Genomic DNA, 17078 nt, shown 5'->3' on the forward strand with positions numbered 1-17078 from the left:
GTTCAACAGCATATTTAATAATCAGAGTATCGATTTTAGCGCTATTTATAAACATTTATTGCTCAAAAAACAGATCAAATAGGTACTCTTCTCTTTGTTCTGTCCATTTACCTTTAAAAACACAAAACTGCAGGCATAAAAAAGAGGCCTATTCAGGCCTCTTTTTCAATTTAATGACATCTTCTATATATCATTACTATATATAAAGATACTTTATGACTGTTTTGCAATGATCTGATTGTCATCTAAGTCCAAGATAATTTCTTTACCCGGAACTAATTTACCCGACAAGATATCTTGCGCTAATGGGTTTTCAACCTCTTGTTGGATAGCACGTTTCAATGGACGAGCACCATAGATTGGGTCGAATCCAACTTCACCCAGTTTTTCTAATGCTGCTCCCGTAATAGTCACGTGATAACCACGCTCTTCTAAACGCTGATACAAACGACGTAATTGAATTTGAGCAATAGCGGCAATATTCTCTTTACCTAATGGATGGAATACCACTACCTCATCAATACGGTTAATAAATTCAGGTCTAAAGTGGTGACCAACAACATCCATAACAATAGTTTTCATTGCCGGATAATCAAGAGTACCGAAGCGCTCTTGAATTAAATCCGAGCCTAAGTTTGATGTCATAATGACTACGGTATTACGGAAATCAACGGTTCTACCTTGTCCATCTGTTAAGCGGCCATCGTCTAATACCTGTAATAAAATATTAAACACATCAGGATGCGCTTTTTCTACCTCATCTAATAAGATGACAGAATAAGGACGGCGACGAACAGCTTCTGTTAGGTAACCCCCCTCTTCATAGCCCACATATCCTGGAGGCGCCCCCACTAAACGTGAAACAGAGTGTTTCTCCATAAACTCAGACATATCGATACGCACCATCGCATCATCACTATCAAACAAGAAATCAGCGAGCGCTTTACACAATTCAGTTTTACCAACCCCGGTTGGCCCTAAGAATAAGAACGAACCAATTGGGCGATTTGGATCTGATAATCCAGCACGGCTACGACGAATTGCGTTAGAGACTGCATTTACCGCCTCATCTTGGCCGATAACGCGTCTATGTAATTCCTGTTCCATTCTTAACAGTTTTTCACGCTCCCCTTCTAACATTCTAGACACAGGGATACCTGTCCAACGTGCTAAGATTTCAGCGATTTCAGCATCTGTTACTTTGTTACGTAACAGTTTCATATGCTTATCTTCAGTTTTATTGGCTTCAGCAAGTTGTTTTTCTAAAGTAGGAATTTGACCATATTGGATCTCTGACATTTTTGCCAAATCACCACTACGGCGAGCCTGCTCTAGTGCAATACGCGCTTGCTCTAATTCTGCTTTTATATGCTGAGTACCAGTAAGCTCTGCTTTTTCTGCTTTCCACTCTTCTTCTAAGCTAGAATACTCTTTCTCTTTTTCTGCAAGTTCTTCATTTAACATAGCTAAACGTTTTTTACTTGCATCATCAGATTCTTTTTGCAGTGCTTGCTGTTCAAGTTTTAGCTGAATAATTCTTCTATCCAGTCTATCTAATGCTTCTGGTTTTGAATCCATCTGCATACGTAGACTTGCCCCAGCCTCATCGATTAAGTCAATTGCTTTATCTGGCAACATACGATCAGAAATATAACGATGAGACAAAGTAGCTGCTGCTACAATCGCCGGATCCGTAATTTGTACATGGTGATGCAATTCATAACGCTCTTTTAAACCACGCAAAATGGCGATGGTATCTTCTACCGTAGGCTCCGCCACATAAACTTTTTGGAAACGACGCTCTAAAGCTGCATCTTTTTCAATGTATTGACGATACTCATCTAATGTAGTGGCGCCGACACAGTGTAATTCACCACGTGCCAAAGCAGGTTTCAACATGTTTCCTGCATCCATCGCACCATCAGCTTTACCAGCACCAACCATAGTATGTAATTCATCAATAAACAGAATGACACTACCTTCCTGTTTAGATAAATCATTTAATACCGCTTTTAAACGCTCTTCAAATTCACCACGATATTTAGCCCCTGCTAATAAAGACCCCATATCAAGTGAAAGCACACGTTTATTTTTTAAACCTTCAGGAACTTCTCCATTAACGATCCGTTGAGCTAAACCTTCAACAATCGCGGTTTTACCTACACCAGGCTCACCAATTAATACTGGGTTATTTTTAGTACGACGTTGTAATACCTGGATTGTTCTTCTTATTTCTTCATCACGTCCAATAACGGGGTCAAGCTTGCCTTGTTCTGCTCGTTCTGTTAAATCAACAGTATATTTTTTCAATGCTTGACGTTGGTCTTCTGCATTTTGATCGTTCACTGTTTCTCCACCACGTATTTTTTCAATGGCTAATTCTAAACTGGCTTTGTTAGCTCCGGCGGCTTTTAGCATATCAGCAACCTGACCACCGCTTTCCATGGCAGCTAAAAGAAAAAGTTCTGATGAAATAAATTCATCACCTTTTTTCTGAGCTAACTTATCGCATAAATTAAGATGTTTAATTAAATCGTTTGAAGGGTGAACTTCTCCACCAGCACCTTCCACTTTTGGTAATCGAGATAATGCATCATTAATTCTTTCATTAAATTGTGAGGCATTAACACCTGTGGATGTTAATAGTGGGCGAATAGAGCCACCTTGTTGATTAAATAACGCACTCAGTAAATGTATGGGTTCTATAAATTGATTATCGTTCCCAAGTGCCAATGACTGGGCGTCTGCGAGAGCTTGCTGGAATTTATTGGTTAATTTATCCAGACGCATAACACCTCCAAGTAAAATTCGATTTAAAATTTATCACTGGAGAATAGATGAGGTCATTTAGACAATATTCAAGCTCAAAATGACAATTTTGAGCAAAAATATTTGCCTATATTTGGGATAAGGAAGAATAAACGTTGGAGAGCGTCTATTTGATCCAGATTAATGAGGCCATACGTCCGGTAGTATGTTCACGTCGATAGGAGAAAAAGCGTGATTTATCGCTAACAGTACAAAAGTCCCCACCATAAATCTGATTTACCCCACTTTCCTGCAGAATTATTCTCGCTAACATATAAATATTAGCTAAGTATTTGCCATTGTGGGAAATAAATGCGCTATCAAAGGCAATATTTTTTTCTACAAAAGCGAGACGGACTTCTGCTCCTACTTCAAAAGCATTAGGGCCTATTGCTGGCCCTAACCACGCCATAATCTTCTCATTAGAGGCTTTAAATTGAGCGAGTGTCTGTTGTAATACACCTTGGCAAAGCCCGCGCCATCCACCATGGGCAGCGCCAACTTCCGTTCCATCAATGGTACTAAATAGCACAGGTAAACAATCTGCGGTCATGATAGCGCACACCTTATTAGCACTAGAGGTGTAAAGGGCATCGCCTTCAACGGAATTATTGTCTTGATTATCCAAATTGACCACCTCAATACCATGAACCTGTGTTAACCATAATGGCATTTCAGGTAATTGAGCTTGTTGACAAATGATACGTCTATTTTGTTCTACCAATAGCGCATCATCGCCCACATGCGCTCCTAAATTAAGGCTGTTATAAGGTGGCAAACTGACACCGCCAGTTCTTAATGTGCTACATGCGCCAATATTGTCAGGCTGTGGCCAATCAGGATAAATCAATGAGGTCATTTACCAGTCCATTTCATCTTTAAACTGTTCTGCGTCCACTTTTAGTACGCGAATAAGTTCTACCATATCATCAGGCAACGGTGCATGCCATTCCATTTCAATTCCGGTAATAGGATGATAAAGGCGTAACATTGTGGCATGTAGTGCTTGTCGGTCAAAGCGACGTAACGTCTCACGAAATTCTTCACTAGCCCCTTTCAAAGGACGCGGTCTACCACCATACAGTTGATCACCAATTAATGGATGATGGATATGAGCCATATGGACACGAATTTGGTGAGTTCGACCGGTTTCTAGACGCAAACGTAAGCGGGTATGGGCACGGAAATGTTCCATAACACGATAATGCGTCACCGCAGGTTTTCCCATTGGGTGCACTGCCATATGGGTACGTTTGGTGGGATGTCGAGAAATTGGCTCATTAACCAGCCCTCCTGCTGTCATCCTTCCTGTTGCAACCGCTTCATATTCACGGGTGATTTCGCGACGCTGTAATGCTTCTACCAAGTGAGTTTGAGCGGGAACTGTTTTTGCAACAACCATCAAACCTGTTGTATCTTTATCTAAACGATGAACAATACCAGCACGGGGAACATTAACAATCTCTGGATAACGATAAAGAAGTGCATTTAATACGGTGCCATCAGGATTACCTGCACCGGGATGAACAACAAGATCTCTTGGTTTATTAATCACCAAAATATCATCATCTTCATAGACGATATTTAACGGAATATTCTGAGGCTCCCAACGAACATCCTCTTCGATTAAGGCATCGACTTCAATTTTTTCACCGCCAAGCATTTTTTCTTTTGGCTTATTGATGATTTTATCGTTAACCTGCACTCTATTGTCTAAGATCCACTCTTTTATGCGTGATCTTGAATAATCAGGGAACAATTCGGCCAAAGCCTGATCTAAGCGTTGACCCAGCTGTGAATCTGCGACTGTAGCATTAAGTCGTATTTGTTGAGACATAAATAGTTTCTATATTAAGTTAGTATTTTGACGGCACAGCCGTTTCATTTAAAATGAGTTATAGTATAACCGATTTCAGGGAGCTTCACGGAGAGACTCCCAAACCTATTCAGAGGATAATCAATACGTGATGAGACGCATGAAATACCTAGTGGCAGCGGCCACTGTAAGCCTGTTACTTTCTGGCTGTTCTAGTTCAGACAAAGACGCAACTGCTGATATGTCTCCTTCTGAGCTTTATGCAACAAGCCAAGAAAAATTGCTAGATGGCAATTATGGAGCGGCTATCAAACAACTGGAGTCTCTCGATAATCGCTATCCTTTTGGTCCTTACTCACAACAAGTTCAGCTTGATCTGATTTATGCTTATTATAAATCAGCTGAGTTACCAATGGCGATTTCCGCTATTGACCGCTTTATGCGATTAAACCCAACCCATCCGAATATTGACTATGTTCTATATATGCGTGGGTTAACCGCTCAGGCATTAGATGATAGTGCATTACAAGGATTCTTTGGTATTGATCGCTCAGACCGTGATCCTCAGCATGCAAGAGTGGCTTTCAAAGACTTTAGCCAGTTAGTTCGCTACTATCCTGATAGCCTCTACACAGCAGATGCCACAAAGCGTCTTGTTTTTCTTAAAAACCGTTTAGCGAAATATGAACTCTCTGTTGCGAAATTCTATACCAAACGAGGGGCTTATGTCGCGGTTATTAATCGAGTTGAACAAATGATGCGTGATTATCCAGATACCGAAGCTACACGTGAAGCGCTTGTGTATATGGAAAATGCCTACAAAAAACTAGGCTTAACTCAAGAAGCAGATAAAGTTGCCTCACTGATTGCAGCCAACCCTGCTTAAACATTTTTACTATCAAAAACAGCAGCCTAGCGCTGCTGTTTTTTTATGCTAATTCAAAGGCTAAAAACTTACTTTTCATCAGACCAACCCTCTTAATATGAACGAATAAACACGACTCTACAAGCACTCTTTTTCAGCTATTTATCATTTGTCACGTTTCTATTACTTGTTATATAAACTTCTAACAAAAAGTGATCTTGATCATGTTTTAAATTGTGTATCACGATATTCTGAACCTATCCAAGATGGAGTAATAAAGAGGTAACTATATGATTATAAATATCACTAGCAAACAAATGGACATTACCCCAGCACTACGTGAACACATTGAAAGCCGTTTAACTAAACTTAACAAATGGCAGGTAAATTTAATCAACCCTCATATTATTCTCACTAAGGATCCAAAAGGTTTTAGTGTTGATGCAAGTATTCATACTCCGAATGGACAACTTGTAGCAAACGCACAACATGTTGATATGTATGCGGCAATTAATGATCTCTTGGCAAAATTGGAACGTCAATTAAATAAAGTTCAGCATAAAAATGAGTCTCGACGTGCGGCCAATAGCTTAAAAGAAGAAAATTTACTCGTAAATGAAATATAAGTAGTGAAGCTTGATTAAAAATTAGAATAATTCACTGACTCAAAACGCCTCTGCGCATCCTCGTGATGCGCTTTTTATTGTATTTTTCTTGACTCCTCACCCATCATCATGTTTGATAGCTATATGTTAAATAGTTAATCAATCCATATAATGATGACTCACTCTTTTTTGCCATTCTTCTTTTTCTTTTTACTCTATTCTTAAAGAGGCTTTGTTTATTTCAGAAAGAAAAGTAAGAACGACAATAGCCTCCAAAAATGGAGGCTTTTTTATTTAAAATGGTACGAGACAAAAGTATAGGGCACTAACATGGAAAAACTCGATTTATTAGCAATCAGAGATAAAATCACTGCGCTAGATTCTGAACTACTTTCACTATTAGCTCAAAGACGCCAATTATCGACTGAAGTTGCTCAATTTAAATTAAATACCCACCGCCCTATTCGAGATAAAAACCGTGAGCGTGAACTGCTTGAGCTATTAATCGAAAAAGGGAAAAACGTTGGATTAGATGGCTTTTATATCAGCCGTATTTTTCAAATGATCATCGAAGATTCGGTGCTCACGCAGCAAGCCATTTTACAGCAACACCTTAATGCGACTGCAAATGAATCTGCAAGAATTGCTTATTTAGGCCCTAAAGGTTCTTATTCTCATATTGCCGCTCGCCAATATGCAGCCCGCCATTTTGATACTTTTGTTGATTGCACTTGCCATAAATTTGAAGATATTTTTACACTGGTAGAAACAGGACAAGCAGATTACGGTTTACTACCTATTGAAAACACCAGTTCTGGTGCAATTAATGATGTTTATGATTTACTACAAACGACCTCGTTGTCGATTGTTGGCGAAATTCGTATTCCGATAAACCATGCTTTATTAACAGCAGTTAAGAGTAGCCTAGAAGAATTACACACTATTTATAGCCATCCACAACCATTCCAACAGTGCAGTCACTATTTAAATCAATACCCTCACTGGAAAATTGAATATTGTGAAAGCACAGCTGCGGCAATGGAAAAAGTTGCATTAGCACAATCTCCCCATGTAGCCGCTATTGGCAGTGAAGCTGGCGGATCGCTTTATAATTTAACACCACTTGCTAGTAATTTAGCTAATCAACAAATTAATGTTACTCGTTTTATTGTGATTGCCCGTAAACCTATTGATGTATCAGAACAAGTACCTGCAAAAACCACCTTTTTAATGGCAACGGGGCAACAAGCAGGGGCATTAGTTGATGCTTTAATTACCTTAAAACAATACAGCATTATTATGACTAAATTAGAGTCTCGCCCAATAAATGGTACACCTTGGGAAGAGATGTTTTATATTGATGTACAAGCTAATTTACGGGATATCAATATGCAAAAAGCATTACATGACTTATCAAAAACATCTCGTTCACTCAAAGTATTAGGATGCTATCCTTCAGAAAATATTGTACCCGTTGAAATACAATAGCTTATTACCCTACTTTATAACCAAAAGCCAGATAGCTTATTGTTATCTGGCTTTTCTACTTTTATGACTCTATTCCCAGGATAATTTAGCTAATTATAAAAAACCATACATAGCAGCAAATACCCAGCCAAAAATACAAGAAACAGTAACACCAATTAATCCCGGTAAAATAAAGCTATGATTAATAACAAAACGACCTATACGTGTTGTTCCTGAACGGTCAAATTGGATAGCGGCTAAATCACTGGGGTAAGTAGGAAGAATATAATAGCCATAACACGCCGGTGCTGAAGCAACAATATAGGCAGGATCAATACCAATACCTAAAGCCAAGGGAACTATTGCGGCTAATGCGGCGGCTTGTGAATTAACAAACTTAGAAACAAGTAATAAGACAACGGCATAAGCCCAAGGATACTCACGAACTAATTGTCCTAATGCAGCTTCTATTTCTTTCATATGTGCAGAGAACATGGTTTCTGCCATCCAAGCAATACCATAGACCGCCACAATGGCTATCATACCGGAGCGAAAAACTTCATTTTTAGAAATAAGTGAGGGATTAGTTTTACAAATAATAATAATAGAAGCGCCCGCTAATAACATAAACATTTGAATAACTAATACCATAGATAATGGTTTATTATTAAATACGGGACGTAATTCAGAAAATGCACCTAATACAGCAACAACCGCAATCGCACCTAAGAATATCCACATTGCTACCCAATTTTTCATTGGTAATTTTTTATCTAACAATGTTGCAGTATCACCATAAACGTAATCATGATTCTCTGGTATGGAAATAAAATCTTGGAAGCGCTGATCTTTATCTAACTCTTTACCTCTAAACCAGCTAAAAATCCCAATGGCTAAAATACCAATAAAGGTTGATGGAATGGTAATCGCTAATAAATCTAAAAACTCAAGATGCTTACCATTAAAAGTGACATTACCTAACATTGCCACTAAGGTGACGACCGCAACAGATACAGGACTTGCGATAATTCCCATTTGTGAACCAATGGTACTGGCTGCCATCGGTCTTTCTGGACGAATATTATTTTTAATCGATACATCATAGATAATAGGCAAAATGGTATAAACCACATGTCCAGTACCACATAATATAGTCAGGGTACAGGTAACGAGAGGTGCAACAATAGAAATATACTTCGGATTTTTTCTTAATAATTTTTCAGCTATTTGCAACATAACATCTAAACCACCCGATGCTTGTAACGTTGCAGATGCAGAGACGACAGCAATAATCACTAACATCACATCGACAGGCGGTTTACCCGGAGGTAAATTAAAAATAAAGACTAAAATAACCAGCCCCACTCCGCCTAATAGACCTAATGCAATTCCCCCTTTCCTTGCTCCATAAAATAAACAAACTAATATAATGGCTAGTTGTATTATAAAATCCATCATTAACCCCTTAAAAAACGCATCGGAATAGAAATAAAAAATAATACAATTAAATCGTTAGCACTTTTTGCAAAAAAACAACGTCGACCAATATAATTTACGGCATCTGTTATAGGTATTTTTTTGATCGTTGTTATAGTTTTAATATCCGTTAATTATTTTATGCAAATTTAAGATCTCACCAACAAATAGCTTAAAAAGAAAAGACATTCTTGAACATTTATCATTAACTAATTAAACCCATAGACAACAATTACATAACAAATAAATTAAAAATAATATAATGTTGTCATTATTAGGTGATTACTAAAAATAGAAATTTCATTCATTTTTTCTAAATGTATATTGGTTTTATTCATTGTGAATATTGAATAAGTAAGGAATAGATATGCATACAATTATCATGTTACTGCTAGGTTTGAGCTATTTGAATTTCGTTGATAGTGCTCATAAAGGAAAAGGCTATTACTCCTATTCATTAGATCACCATATAAGTTCAACTCGCTGTACCGTAAGCCCATGCCCCGTTCCGAAAGATTATTAAGTTATAACTATCAACGTTAGGAGAAGAAAATGAAGAAATTAATTATTTTTATACTATCAAGTTTATTCGCTTTTTATGCTAGCGCTTATACTTGGGATAATAAAATCAAAGATACCAGCACTGTTAATCAGTATTGTCAACATAATAGCAATACCCAACAATCTACTCGCTGTGTTTGGCCCCCTTGTGATGATGAGTGGTAATATTTATCGCAAGATATAACATATAAAATAAAAAACGAATAACATAACCTGTCATTCGTTTTTCTTACTATAAGTATTAGGTATAGCGTTTATGTATATTTATACTAAATCCGGCTATCATTGGCTTTTTGTAATAACGCACCACTCTCTTTCATAAATTGTGAAGCATAATCACCGAACCAATCACTTACATTATTAAATGAGCCAATAAATTCATCTTTTGTGTTTATATCTAATAAGGCTATAGCTTCACCTAATGAATGATGATATCTACGGATCAAGTTAATGTTTTCTTGTGAAGATAAAATAATATCGGCATATAATTGTGGATCTTGAGCAAAGAGCCTACCAATCATCGCTAGCTCTAAACGATAGATGGGAGAAGATAATCTTAATAAACTGGCTAAATCGACATTCTCTTTCACCAAATGTTGCCCATATGCAAAAGTAGTAAAATGTCGCAATGCTTGGATAAAACTCATATTTTTATCGTGCTCTTGTGCAGTAATAGCCTCTATTCTTGCTCCCCACACCATAAGTTGCTCAAGCAACCACTCAAAATGTGATAAATCTCGCCCTTCACAATAAGCGATAACTTGTTTTGCTAAACTTGGCACATCTGGACCAAACATTGGATGTAGTCCTAAAACAGGGCCATTATGTGCTTTTAACATCGCCTCTAAAGGCGCTTGCTTGATTGAGGCTAAATCTACCAATAAACAATTTTCTGGCAAGGGCGGTAATTGCTCAATAACATCAACCGTTAAATGGATTGGGACACTGATTATCACCATACCAGCATCCGCAAAAATAGCCGGAGATTTACTTTGCCACTCATCCGCTTCAAGACTTTCCACTTGATAGCCAGAAAGTGTAAAGAGACGAGAAAAAAGTCTCCCCATTTTTCCGTTCCCCCCCACAATGACAATTTTGCCTAATTGGGGATTAAGTGTTTTAAAGCCTTTATCATTTTCTTTGCTATATGACTCTCTCATTACTCGACGTAAAACATCTTCAATTAAATCAGCAGAAATACCCATTTTTTCTGCTTCATTACGTCGAGAAGCAAGCATTGCGGCTTCTCTATCTGGTGCATAGATAGGTAACCCGTGGCGATTTTTAACTTCTCCCACTTCTGCTACCAATTGCATTCTTTTGGCGAGTAAAGAAAGCAATGTTTTATCCACCTGATCAATTTGCTCTCGCAAATTTTGTAATTCTTCAGCCATCTATGCTTGCCTCTTCTTATTAAAGTGTTATTGGGTTAGCTAACTTTTCTTAGTTGCGCTGCACGCTGTGCTAAAACTGGCAAAATTTGCTGATGCAGATTTCTTAACACCGATTCAGTGGTTTCCCAGCTAATACATGCATCAGTAACAGAAACACCGTACTTCATCTCACTACGGGGCTGCTCTGATGACTGATTGCCTTCATTAATATGGCTTTCTAACATAATTCCTGTTATTGATTGATTGCCTTTTTTAATTTGCTCAATCACTGAATCAACCACGACAGATTGACGACGAAAATCTTTATTTGAATTACCATGACTGCAATCAATCATCAATGATGGTGTTAATCCCGCTTTTATCATATGAGCTTCACATAACGCGACATCTTCTTCATGGTAATTAGGTTTCTTACCCCCACGCAAAATAACATGTCCATCAGGATTGCCTTGTGTTTGTAATAAACAGACTTGTCCTGATTGATTAATGCCCATAAAACGATGTGGCATAGAAGCCGCTTTCATCGCATTAATAGCCGTATCTAAATTACCATCTGTACCATTTTTAAAACCGACAGGCATTGATAAACCTGATGCCATTTCACGATGGGTTTGAGACTCGGTCGTTCTTGCCCCAATAGCTGACCAACTAAATAAATCACCTAAGTATTGAGGATTGTTAGGATCTAAGGCTTCCGTAGCTAAAGGTAAACCTAACTGAACCAACTCTGTTAATAGTTTACGGGCAATATGTAAGCCTTTTTCCATCTCAAAGCTACCATCCATAAACGGATCACTAATTAAACCTTTCCAACCAACTGTTGTACGAGGTTTTTCAAAATAGACACGCATCACAATATACAGACTATCACTTAACTCAGACGCTAAGACTTTTAGACGTTTTGCGTAATCTAACGCAACATCGACATCATGAATAGAACAAGGGCCACATACCACTAATAAACGCGGATCACGACGTTGAACAATTTCAGAAATAGTTTGACGTGATTGAGTAATGGCATGCAGATCATTACGACTCAACGGGTATTTTTGTTTTAACTCTTCCGGCGTAATTAACACCAGCTCTTCGCTGATGTTGACATTATTGAGTGCGTCTTTTTGCATGATCATAATCGTTACCTTTTTTATGTCTGTCATTGTGATTTTTGTGTGTCTAAACGATAAGATAACATGCAATGTAAAGAAATCAATCCATATTTTCAATAAAAAAGGTATAATCGTAATTATATGTTTACATAATAGAGATATTGTTAGATTTATTTTTATAAATCAATAAATTGTAAATATCAAAATAACACAAAAAATGTGACTAAGATAAAATAAAAATAGCAGACTGTAATTTTAATTTTACACACGCAAGAAATTGGCCTTCACCTAGCAGATGAAACGACTTTATAAGAGATGTTATTTAATGATGAGAAAAATAGGCAAGGAGGTGAGTTATTGTCGAGTGCTTATAAAAAGATAGAAGACATTAGAGGAAATAGAGCAGGTTATAGTCAAAAAAAGGCCAGCTGATGCTGGCCTTTTAACCATAACTTTCGGATGTGCGAAAGCGTATTATTTAGCGTTAAGACGCTCTTTAATACGTGCAGCCTTACCTGAACGCTCACGCAGGTAGTACAGTTTAGCTTTACGAACCGCACCACGACGTTTAACTGTGATGCTATCTACGACTGGGGAGTGAGTTTGGAATACACGCTCAACACCTTCGCCATTAGAAATTTTACGAACAGTAAATGCAGAGTGCAGACCGCGGTTACGAATAGCGATAACCACGCCCTCGAATGCCTGCAGACGTTTTTTAGAACCTTCAACGACCCATACCTTAACTTCTACATTATCGCCTGGACGAAATGAAGGTACATCTTGCTTCATTTGTTCTTGTTCGATTTGTTTAATAATATTGCTCATAATAACTCTCTTACCCTAGGTAAACTGATATTAATGACACTTTGTGTCAGACTTACTCTGCTGTTCTTTGCAAATGTTCCTGCTGGAATTCTGCTAACAGCACTCTTTGCTCGTCAGTCAGAGCTAGGCTTTCCAGAAGCTCAGGTCTTCTTAGCCAGGTCCGGCCCAGCGATTGTTTCATACGCCAGCGATTAATATGAGCGTGATTACCAGACAGTAACACTGCCGGAACCGCCATACCATCTAACACCTCTGGACGAGTATAGTGAGGATGATCCAGTAATCCTTCTGCAAAAGAGTCTTCTTTCGCCGAAGCCGCATGTCCAAGAACACCGGGAACAAAACGTGCTACTGCATCTATCATTATCATGGCAGGGAGTTCCCCACCACTTAATACGTAATCACCAACAGACCACTCTTCATCGATTTCGGTCTGAATGACACGCTCATCTATTCCTTCGTATCGACCGCAAACCAGAATTAATTTCTCATTTGTGGCCAATTCGCAAACACCTTGTTGATCGAGTTTGCGCCCTTGAGGTGATAAATAAATCACCTTTGCACCATCACCTGCCGCAGCTTTTGCTTGATGAATAGCTTCCCTTAACGGTTGTACCATCATCAACATACCGGGACCACCGCCATAAGGGCGATCATCTACTGTATGATGTCTGTCATAAGTGAAATCTCGGGGATCCCAACATTCCACATTCAGCAGACCATGCTTCACTGCCCGACCAGTCACCCCGTACTCGGTTATAGCGCGGAACATTTCAGGAAATAGGCTAATTACCCCAATCCACATTTGCACTGTCCCACTGTTGAGAACCGTTAACCGGAGAATCTAAAAACCAGGATCCCAATCAACGATAATTTTTTTCGCTGAGAGATCGACTTTCTTGATAACCTGCCCATCAAGAAACGGAACTAACCGCTCCCTGACACCGAATGCATCTTTCAGATTTGCTTTGATTACCATGACATCATTTGAGCCCGTTTCCATCATGTCGTTAACGACACCTAAATCGTAGCCCTTGTCAGTTTCTACCTGACAACCCATCAGATCTTTCCAGTAATACTCACCGTCTAGATCAGGAAGTTGTGTAGCACTTACGACAATTTCAAAATTAGTCAAAATATTTGCAGCATCTCTGTCGTCAATACCTTTTAGCTTGACGATAATATCTTGATTGTGGTGTTTCCAAGTTTCTATCTCAATGGATTCCCATTGACCATGTCGTTGAATAAACCACGGTTGATATTCAAAAATGTTTTCGGCATGTTCGGTGGAAGAAAAAACTCTGAGCCAACCACGGATCCCGTAAGGTGAGCCCAACTTACCCATAACAATAGGTTCTACAGGCTCTTTAAAGGTTTTTTGTTCGCTCATTGTTACCACCGCGACAGATTAAGCGCTTTTCTTCGCTGATTTGATCAGGCCAGCAACACGTTCTGAAACAGTTGCGCCTTGAGCAACCCAATGTTCAACACGGTCTACGTCTAAACGTAATTCTTCTGCATTACCGGTTGCCAGTGGGTTATAAAAACCTACACGTTCAATAAAACGACCATCACGCGCATTGCGGCTATCGGTCACGACTACTTGGTAAAACGGACGCTTTTTTGCGCCGCCACGAGCTAAACGAATTGTTACCATAACATCCTCATTAGTTAACAAAACAACCAGACCCCATCGAGGAATGGCGTCCGGTTGTCATATAAAAAGCCCGAAAAGTTTACTCACTTTGGCGAAAAAAGCAATCCAAAGCGACGTTTTTTTCGGACTTTTTGCTTTTAGCGACCTGGAAAGCCTGGTGGCATCATACCTTTCATGCCACGCATCATCTTAGCCAAGCCGCCCTTCTTCATCTTTTTCATCATACGTTGCATATCATCAAACTGCTTTAATAAGCGGTTGACGTCTTGCACTTGTGTTCCCGATCCCATCGCAATACGACGTTTACGAGAACCTTTGATGATTTCAGGTTTTTGGCGCTCTTTTTTCGTCATTGAGCTAATAATAGCTTCCATTTTGACTAAAATTGAGTCGTCCATTTGTGATTTCACCGCATCAGGCACCTGAGACATGCCGGGCATTTTACTTAGCATACTCGCCATGCCCCCCATGTTTTTCATTTGCTTTAACTGATCTAAGAAATCATTTAAATCAAAACCGTCCCCTTTTTTTAGTTTAGTTGCCAGCTTTTCAGCTTGCGCTCGGTCAACTTTACTTTCGATATCTTCAATTAATGAAAGAACATCGCCCATGCCTAAAATACGTGAGGCAATACGATCGGGATGGAAAGGTTCTAATGCTTCTGTTTTTTCACCAACACCGAGGAATTTAATTGGTTTCCCTGTGATATGACGAATAGATAATGCGGCACCACCACGAGCATCACCATCAACTTTAGTTAATACCACCCCTGTTAAAGGGAGTGCTTCATTAAAGGCTTTTGCGGTGTTAGCAGCATCTTGCCCTGTCATTGCATCAACAACGAATAGGGTTTCTACTGGATTGATTGCTTTATGAAGAAGTTGGATCTCCTCCATCATGCCTTCATCAACATGTAAACGACCCGCAGTATCCACCAGCAATACATCATAAAATTGGAGCTGAGCATGTTTTAACGCATTGCTAGCAATGGTGACGGGATTTTCTTGTACCGTTGAAGGGAAAAAGTCAACACCAACCGTTTCGGCTAAGGTTTCCAGTTGTTTAATCGCTGCGGGACGATAGACGTCAGCAGAAACTACTAATACTTTTTTCTTCTTTTTCTCTTTTAAAAATTTACCGAGTTTAGCAACACTTGTCGTTTTACCCGCACCCTGTAAACCAGCCATTAATACCACGGCAGGAGGCTGAGCTGAAAGGTCAAGATCGTTATTGACCTCTCCCATCGCATTTACCAGCTCATTTTGTACAATTTTGACAAATTCCTGACCTGGGGTCAGACTTTTGTTAACTTCATGACCTACTGCACTCTCTTTGACACGTGCAATAAACTCACGAACCACGGGCAAAGCCACATCAGCTTCTAATAAAGCCATACGCACTTCGCGCAGTGTGTCTTTAATGTTTTCTTCGGTCAGTCGGCCTCTGCCGCTGATATTGCGCAATGTGCGCGATAATCTGTCACTTAAATTCTCAAACATTATCTTAGCTCAGTGTTAAAGTTGGGCTTGTCTGTCGTCTATTTCATCGATTATATCACGATGACGCGCAGATCTCTGCATAGAGATTTACGCTTAATGACTTCAATAGTTGGAGCGGAATTCACCTAGCGCTATACTAAGCAATTATGTACCCTATTATGTAAGCGAAACTATGCCCGTTATATCAATCTCTATCGTTGCTGTCTGCGCTTATTTACTCAGTCTGGTGTTTATTCTCCCCAGTTTGCTGAGAAAAGAGCAAAATGGATACCGTGGATTAGCGCTGCTTTTTGCGGTGGTCGCCCTTGTGACCCATGCTATCTCATTAAAATTTTTGATTTTCCGTCCACATAGCGGGCAAAATCTGTCACTCACCAATTTAGGGGCGGTGGTCAGTTTAATGGTCTGCGTTATCATGACCATTGTTGCTTCCCGTGGTAGAGCTTGGTTTTTGCTGCCTATTGTTTATTGCTTTTCCATAGTCAATCTCATTATTGCCGCCTTGATGCCAGGTGAGTTTGTCACCCACCTTGAAAGTAGCACATCGCTCTTTATTCATATTGGGCTTGCTTTATTAAGTTACGCCACTTTGTTAATTGCTGCTTTATATGCCTTACAACTCAGCTGGCTCGACTATCAACTAAAAAATAAGAAACTAAAATTTTCACCACAAATGCCACCATTAATGTCAATTGAACGTAAAATGTTTCATATTACCCAAGTGGGGGTAGTATTACTGACATTAACCTTGTGTACCGGCCTGTTATATATGGATAATATCTTTGGTAAAGAAAATATCCATAAATCAATATTTTCTATTATTGCGTGGTTTGTCTACATCATTTTATTATGGGGACACTTCCGTGAGGGTTGGCGTGGGAAAAAAGTGGTTATTTTTAACCTGATCGGTGCCATTATTTTGACATTAGCTTTTTTTGGTAATCGTTTATTGCAAGAGTTAATGCTTAATTAATCTTTTCATTTTAAGGTAGCAAA

At 39.0% G+C, this 17078-nt stretch carries 17 protein-coding genes and 1 other annotated feature; of the genes, 6 read left to right on the plus strand and 11 right to left on the minus strand.

From position 1 onward, the window contains the following. Positions 1 to 213: 213 nt before the first annotated feature. The 3 genes from clpB to rluD form a co-directional block, all read right to left on the minus strand. Positions 214 to 2790, minus strand: a complete 2577-nt coding sequence (clpB, locus tag HMPREF0693_RS08140; RefSeq protein WP_004244758.1) for an ATP-dependent chaperone ClpB — start codon at positions 2788 to 2790, stop codon at positions 214 to 216. 145 nt (positions 2791 to 2935) lie between these two features. Further along, a complete protein-coding gene (gene yfiH, locus HMPREF0693_RS08145) occupies positions 2936 to 3667 on the minus strand; it encodes a purine nucleoside phosphorylase YfiH (RefSeq protein WP_004244759.1) in 732 nt (243 codons plus the stop codon). Further along, positions 3668 to 4645 carry a 23S rRNA pseudouridine(1911/1915/1917) synthase RluD gene (gene rluD, locus HMPREF0693_RS08150; RefSeq protein ID WP_004244761.1) on the minus strand — a complete coding sequence of 326 codons (978 nt, stop codon included), beginning with the start codon at positions 4643 to 4645 and terminating at the stop codon, positions 3668 to 3670. 130 nt (positions 4646 to 4775) lie between these two features. Between rluD and bamD the strand changes: the two genes are divergently transcribed. From bamD to pheA, 3 genes are all read left to right on the plus strand, one after another. Then, the gene (gene bamD / locus HMPREF0693_RS08155; RefSeq protein WP_012367573.1) at positions 4776 to 5510 is read left to right on the plus strand and encodes an outer membrane protein assembly factor BamD; all 735 of its coding nucleotides are present in this window, start codon (positions 4776 to 4778) and stop codon (positions 5508 to 5510) included. A 269-nt stretch (positions 5511 to 5779) separates the two neighbouring features. Beyond that, positions 5780 to 6115 (plus strand): ribosome-associated translation inhibitor RaiA, encoded by a 336-nt coding sequence (raiA, locus tag HMPREF0693_RS08160; protein WP_004244763.1) that lies wholly within the window; start codon positions 5780 to 5782, stop codon positions 6113 to 6115. A 155-nt stretch (positions 6116 to 6270) separates the two neighbouring features. Next, positions 6271 to 6389: a sequence feature (Phe leader region), on the plus strand. Positions 6390 to 6424: 35 nt separating this feature from the next. Continuing rightward, the gene (gene pheA, locus HMPREF0693_RS08165) at positions 6425 to 7582 is read left to right on the plus strand and encodes a bifunctional chorismate mutase/prephenate dehydratase (protein WP_004244764.1); all 1158 of its coding nucleotides are present in this window, start codon (positions 6425 to 6427) and stop codon (positions 7580 to 7582) included. 93 nt (positions 7583 to 7675) lie between these two features. On the opposite strand, the gene HMPREF0693_RS08170 is transcribed toward pheA, so the two are convergent. Continuing rightward, the gene (locus HMPREF0693_RS08170) at positions 7676 to 9016 is read right to left on the minus strand and encodes an anaerobic C4-dicarboxylate transporter (protein WP_026090474.1); all 1341 of its coding nucleotides are present in this window, start codon (positions 9014 to 9016) and stop codon (positions 7676 to 7678) included. Between the two features lie 388 nt (positions 9017 to 9404). Between HMPREF0693_RS08170 and HMPREF0693_RS19135 the strand changes: the two genes are divergently transcribed. Together HMPREF0693_RS19135 and HMPREF0693_RS19140 are read left to right on the plus strand one after the other, a co-directional pair. After that, positions 9405 to 9560, plus strand: a complete 156-nt coding sequence (locus tag HMPREF0693_RS19135; RefSeq protein WP_162837600.1) for a hypothetical protein — start codon at positions 9405 to 9407, stop codon at positions 9558 to 9560. 29 nt (positions 9561 to 9589) lie between these two features. Further along, the gene (locus HMPREF0693_RS19140) at positions 9590 to 9763 is read left to right on the plus strand and encodes a hypothetical protein (protein ID WP_004244766.1); all 174 of its coding nucleotides are present in this window, start codon (positions 9590 to 9592) and stop codon (positions 9761 to 9763) included. Between the two features lie 104 nt (positions 9764 to 9867). On the opposite strand, the gene tyrA is transcribed toward HMPREF0693_RS19140, so the two are convergent. The 7 genes from tyrA to ffh all read right to left on the minus strand — a co-directional run bounded on the left by tyrA (position 9868) and on the right by ffh (position 16082). Continuing rightward, on the minus strand, positions 9868 to 10992 hold the full coding sequence (gene tyrA / locus HMPREF0693_RS08175) for a bifunctional chorismate mutase/prephenate dehydrogenase (protein WP_004244767.1): 1125 nt from the start codon (positions 10990 to 10992) through the stop codon (positions 9868 to 9870). Positions 10993 to 11027: 35 nt separating this feature from the next. After that, positions 11028 to 12122 (minus strand): 3-deoxy-7-phosphoheptulonate synthase, encoded by a 1095-nt coding sequence (locus HMPREF0693_RS08180; RefSeq protein WP_036894394.1) that lies wholly within the window; start codon positions 12120 to 12122, stop codon positions 11028 to 11030. Positions 12123 to 12572: 450 nt separating this feature from the next. Then, a complete protein-coding gene (gene rplS / locus HMPREF0693_RS08185) occupies positions 12573 to 12926 on the minus strand; it encodes a 50S ribosomal protein L19 (protein ID WP_004244769.1) in 354 nt (117 codons plus the stop codon). 52 nt (positions 12927 to 12978) lie between these two features. Further along, positions 12979 to 13731, minus strand: a complete 753-nt coding sequence (trmD, locus tag HMPREF0693_RS08190) for a tRNA (guanosine(37)-N1)-methyltransferase TrmD (protein WP_004244770.1) — start codon at positions 13729 to 13731, stop codon at positions 12979 to 12981. 39 nt (positions 13732 to 13770) lie between these two features. Continuing rightward, complete coding sequence (rimM, locus tag HMPREF0693_RS08195) at positions 13771 to 14316, minus strand: ribosome maturation factor RimM (RefSeq protein ID WP_004244771.1); 546 nt, start codon at positions 14314 to 14316, stop codon at positions 13771 to 13773. An 18-nt stretch (positions 14317 to 14334) separates the two neighbouring features. Then, positions 14335 to 14583, minus strand: a complete 249-nt coding sequence (gene rpsP, locus HMPREF0693_RS08200; RefSeq protein WP_004244772.1) for a 30S ribosomal protein S16 — start codon at positions 14581 to 14583, stop codon at positions 14335 to 14337. Between the two features lie 137 nt (positions 14584 to 14720). After that, positions 14721 to 16082 (minus strand): signal recognition particle protein, encoded by a 1362-nt coding sequence (gene ffh, locus HMPREF0693_RS08205; RefSeq protein WP_004244773.1) that lies wholly within the window; start codon positions 16080 to 16082, stop codon positions 14721 to 14723. 172 nt (positions 16083 to 16254) lie between these two features. On the opposite strand from ffh, the gene HMPREF0693_RS08210 reads away from it, so the two are divergent. After that, the gene (locus tag HMPREF0693_RS08210; protein ID WP_004244774.1) at positions 16255 to 17055 is read left to right on the plus strand and encodes a cytochrome C assembly family protein; all 801 of its coding nucleotides are present in this window, start codon (positions 16255 to 16257) and stop codon (positions 17053 to 17055) included. Positions 17056 to 17078: the final 23 nt, after the last annotated feature.

The sequence above is a fragment of the Proteus mirabilis ATCC 29906 genome, from assembly GCF_000160755.1.
In the GTDB taxonomy this organism is placed as follows: Bacteria; Pseudomonadota; Gammaproteobacteria; order Enterobacterales; family Enterobacteriaceae; genus Proteus; species Proteus mirabilis.

Coding starts and splice junctions, on each gene's coding strand:
- clpB (WP_004244758.1), bottom strand. CDS start 2,790: ATGCGTCTGGATAAATTAACCAATAAATTCCAGCAAGCTCTCGCAGAC.
- yfiH (WP_004244759.1), bottom strand. CDS start 3,667: ATGACCTCATTGATTTATCCTGATTGGCCACAGCCTGACAATATTGGC.
- rluD (WP_004244761.1), bottom strand. CDS start 4,645: ATGTCTCAACAAATACGACTTAATGCTACAGTCGCAGATTCACAGCTG.
- bamD (WP_012367573.1), top strand. CDS start 4,776: ATGAGACGCATGAAATACCTAGTGGCAGCGGCCACTGTAAGCCTGTTA.
- raiA (WP_004244763.1), top strand. CDS start 5,780: ATGATTATAAATATCACTAGCAAACAAATGGACATTACCCCAGCACTA.
- pheA (WP_004244764.1), top strand. CDS start 6,425: ATGGAAAAACTCGATTTATTAGCAATCAGAGATAAAATCACTGCGCTA.
- HMPREF0693_RS08170 (WP_026090474.1), bottom strand. CDS start 9,016: ATGGATTTTATAATACAACTAGCCATTATATTAGTTTGTTTATTTTAT.
- HMPREF0693_RS19135 (WP_162837600.1), top strand. CDS start 9,405: ATGCATACAATTATCATGTTACTGCTAGGTTTGAGCTATTTGAATTTC.
- HMPREF0693_RS19140 (WP_004244766.1), top strand. CDS start 9,590: ATGAAGAAATTAATTATTTTTATACTATCAAGTTTATTCGCTTTTTAT.
- tyrA (WP_004244767.1), bottom strand. CDS start 10,992: ATGGCTGAAGAATTACAAAATTTGCGAGAGCAAATTGATCAGGTGGAT.
- HMPREF0693_RS08180 (WP_036894394.1), bottom strand. CDS start 12,122: ATGATCATGCAAAAAGACGCACTCAATAATGTCAACATCAGCGAAGAG.
- rplS (WP_004244769.1), bottom strand. CDS start 12,926: ATGAGCAATATTATTAAACAAATCGAACAAGAACAAATGAAGCAAGAT.
- trmD (WP_004244770.1), bottom strand. CDS start 13,731: ATGTGGATTGGGGTAATTAGCCTATTTCCTGAAATGTTCCGCGCTATA.
- rimM (WP_004244771.1), bottom strand. CDS start 14,316: ATGAGCGAACAAAAAACCTTTAAAGAGCCTGTAGAACCTATTGTTATG.
- rpsP (WP_004244772.1), bottom strand. CDS start 14,583: ATGGTAACAATTCGTTTAGCTCGTGGCGGCGCAAAAAAGCGTCCGTTT.
- ffh (WP_004244773.1), bottom strand. CDS start 16,082: ATGTTTGAGAATTTAAGTGACAGATTATCGCGCACATTGCGCAATATC.
- HMPREF0693_RS08210 (WP_004244774.1), top strand. CDS start 16,255: ATGCCCGTTATATCAATCTCTATCGTTGCTGTCTGCGCTTATTTACTC.